Origin of the sequence: Rhodopirellula sp. JB055, from assembly GCF_043100905.1 — a bacterium.
Lineage (GTDB): Bacteria > Planctomycetota > Planctomycetia > Pirellulales > Pirellulaceae > Rhodopirellula.
Genome location: NZ_JBICHO010000182.1, coordinates 1 through 3,376, shown reverse-complemented (window position 1 = coordinate 3,376; position 3,376 = coordinate 1). Strand labels below are relative to the sequence as shown.

Here is a 3,376-nt window from a genome sequence, read left to right as displayed (position 1 = left end):
ATTTCATTCCCATCTACGATCAACCCTCACTTTTAACTTTGACAAACCACGAGGGTGCGATAGGCGTTTTAGTCACCTCCTCGAAATGGAGGTGGTGCACTCTTAAAATGCCACGCTCGCAAGGTTGAATCCACCCTCCCGAACGCAGTTTGGGAGGGTCGGAATGCGAGCGTTCAGCGAGAATTCCGGGGAGGGCAGTGCGTGCCGTTTCTCATGCTCGGCCCCCCTCCCTCACGTATCCCGAAACGGCGTCGCTCGACCTCCCCAAAACTTCGTTTTGGGGAAATGGTTGCAAAGAGTCGATCAAATGTGACGTCGGAAAACGACCCAGCCTCTGTGCGACCAAGGCAATCCGAAACATGCCAGTTGCACAGGGCTCAATTGGACACCGCGATCCGCCGAGTTGATTGAGCTCCATCCCAACATCGCTTTGGGGGAACAGGTAGAGTAACGAGCGAGTCCATTCTCATTCACTTGTCCATCAATCGTTCAGCTCTATGTCCGTTCTGAACCGGAGAATGGTTCGAGGAAATAACTCACTCAAACCTGCGATCACGGAGATAGAGCAACAACGACTGGAATGGACGCGGATGCAGCAGGAACAATTCAGCAAGGCTCTCGAACAAACCACTCACACCAAGACACCGTTGCGTTGCCCATGCCGTCCCTGGATCAATTTCGAAAACGAGTGCTGAACGACAGCTTGTTCTCACCCTGCGGCATGGCCGCCGCGATCCAACGTCTCGGTTTCGTCCAAGCCGATCCGATTCGTTGCCCAGCACGAGCTCAGGATCTGATCCTCCGACATCGTGTCAAAAACTATCGTGCGGGAGATTTGGAACGCAGCTACCCGGATCTCGATTTGGAGGAATGCTATCTGTACGCCTACGGATTCCTCTCAAAAGATCTTTGGCGAATCGTGCACCCCAAAACGGAGAAGAAACTGACAGCCGAACATCGCAAAACGCTCGATGTGATTCGGCAACACGGCCCGATGCATTCCAAAGATCTGGAATCGCATGTCGGTGGCGAACGTGTCAAAAACTACTGGGGCGGATTCTCTCGGTCAGCGAAAATGGCCATGGAGTCACTGCACAATCGCGGTGCTTTGCGAGTCGCGAGCCGGACCAATGGCATCCGTATTTATGAAGTGGCCGAAGTGATGAAGCCAACGCGGTCCCCGGAGGAACGGCTGCAAGAAATCATGCTTGCAACGTTACAATCGATGGGTGCAACGACACGTCGCTTTCTGCTCAGCGAACTGTCTCACTTCAAATACTTGGTCGAAAACGTCGCTGATCGACGAAGGTGCCTGCAGGGATTGATCGACACCGGTCGAATCCGCGTGGACACGATCGATGAAGTCGAATACTTGTCGCTGGGCTCAGGACGACGCGGAAGGATGAAAACCGATACCGTTCGAATCCTAGCCCCGTTCGATCCGATCGTTCGAGACCGAACCCGTTTCGAACACTTTTGGAATTGGACCTACCGCTTCGAGGCCTACACACCCCAGCACAAACGCAAGCTGGGCTACTACGCCATGCCGGTGCTCTGGCGAGACCACATCGTCGGCTGGGCCAATGCGACCGTGGAAGAAGATCGGCTGAAGCTAGAATTCGGATACGTGGACCGCCGGCCCAAAGAGCGTGCCTACCAAGAGGCGGCTGAAAAGGAAGCCATCCAGTTGGCCAAATTCTTAAGGCTGGAGAAAACCGCCCCAGAAATTTCACACGCGTGAACGAAACCCCGTTGGCCGTCGGGGGCCTGGGCGGTTCGCGGCCCCAGCTCGCCGATTCAGCCAATCGGAGGCATCCAACAGCGTGCCTAGAACTCCCCGTTGATCACTTCGCGGGACGCGCGCGTGCCCAACGCTCCCCACAGCCCGTAAGGACTTTCCGATCCAGCGGCAGTCACGCTGTCGGTCTGCCCGGAAAGGGCTTTGCAGTAAACGCATGGCACGCGAGAGTCACCTGCTTCGATCGAGTCCGTGATGAACTTCACCGCTCCATCGGACATCGCCACGTGCACGCCACCAACGTGATAACTGCTGGGCGGGGCAACACCATAAGTATCGGAGTGGCCCACCAAGCAAAGCTCTGAGTTCGGGCCCAAGATGGTGTTGAATTGACTTTGAAGAGTATGAAAATCAGCCCACCGCATGCCGCGCTGAGAAACCGGAGCATAAACGTTCGCAGCGTCGGTCCAAAAGTTGGGACGTTCAGGATCGATGTACCCAAGGTCAAAGCATCGTTTCGGATTGTTCGCGATTTGAAAGAAGCCACCTTTCGCGTTCGTGAAACCAATCGTTCGGTTGTCTCGGTCATCCAGTCCCGTTGCGATTTCACCAACCGCAATCGTGTTGCTCAGCCCATCGGTAAAATCGCGAAAACGCATCGACTTGCGTGGCACGAAGGCACCGCGAAGTCCGCAGCGGGCTCGTTGCACAGCCAGGGATTCGTTGTATTCCCATCGGTTGGAACTGGAATTCCAAACGGTCACCCCATGCTCCGCTTCATAGAAACCATCTCCGGTGCAGGCCGCATAGTTCGTACGCCCAAGTCCCGGCAGTCCATAACCAGGGTCGCTCGGACATCGAAAGGTCGGAACTTCGGTCGCCCACAGGGGATACTGAATCGTCCATGGTCGCGGTCCGAACGCGGGCCAGATATCGCCATCGTCCTCGTTCATTGGATTGCTGATTCCGGACCACATGCCCTGCTGCTCCACAAATGGCAACAAGCCCACCAGATAACTCAATTCCATCCGCGTGAATCCGGTCCCATCATTCGCGCTGCCACGCGACGCGGTGTTGTCATTCTCATCAGTCGGCCCCACACCATGGACCGGCAACTGATTGAACGCGGCGTGGTAGTTGTGCAGCCCCAACCCAACCTGTTTCATGTTGTTCCCGCAACTCATCCGTCGTGCCGCTTCACGTGCGGCCTGCACTGCCGGCAACAACAAAGCGACCAAAACGCCAATGATGGCGATCACCACCAGCAACTCGACCAGCGTGAATGCGTGCCGCTTCAGTGGACGGCGTTTCATTAGCCCGCGTCTAGATAGCCGATGCCTAGTTAGCCGACGCCTAGTTAGCCGACGCAGCGTGCGAATCGAATGCATGACGAATTCCACATTGAAACGTGGGATGTGATGTCAATGCTTCCATGCATGAGCGTGCCTGCTTTGTACGCAGGACCACAGAGGCATACAAGTAAAAATTTGCAACCGATCAATGGAAGCGAAACGAAACGCCCCTACCCGTTGTTGACACAACCTGTGGCCCCTCATTCTCACGAATGTCATCCCTTTGATCCACATCTAGCTGACTGCACTCCAAGACGCGACAATGGGGTTTTCGCCAACTCACACC

General features: G+C 55.5%; 3 protein-coding genes. 2 read left to right on the top strand and 1 reads right to left on the bottom strand.

What is annotated here, in order from left to right; translation table 11 throughout:
- Window positions 1–518 precede the first annotated feature (518 nt).
- Window positions 519–695 (top strand): hypothetical protein, encoded by a 177-nt coding sequence (locus tag ACF8AM_RS07385; RefSeq protein WP_392555011.1) that lies wholly within the window; start codon window positions 519–521, stop codon window positions 693–695.
- A complete protein-coding gene (locus ACF8AM_RS07380; RefSeq protein WP_392555010.1) occupies window positions 689–1,741 on the top strand; it encodes a DNA glycosylase AlkZ-like family protein in 1,053 nt (350 codons plus the stop codon). Before ACF8AM_RS07385 ends, ACF8AM_RS07380 begins: the two co-directional genes overlap by 7 nt.
- Before the next feature lie 86 nt (window positions 1,742–1,827).
- On the opposite strand, the gene ACF8AM_RS07375 is transcribed toward ACF8AM_RS07380, so the two are convergent.
- Entirely contained in the window at window positions 1,828–3,051 is a 1,224-nt protein-coding gene (locus tag ACF8AM_RS07375; protein ID WP_392555009.1) for a DUF1559 domain-containing protein, read from the bottom strand.
- Window positions 3,052–3,376 lie beyond the last annotated feature (325 nt).

Bases quoted from the DNA above. Each gene is read 5' to 3' on its own strand.
- ACF8AM_RS07385 (WP_392555011.1), top strand. From the start codon at position 519: ATGGTTCGAGGAAATAACTCACTCAAACCTGCGATCACGGAGATAGAG.
- ACF8AM_RS07375 (WP_392555009.1), bottom strand. From the start codon at position 3,051: ATGAAACGCCGTCCACTGAAGCGGCACGCATTCACGCTGGTCGAGTTG.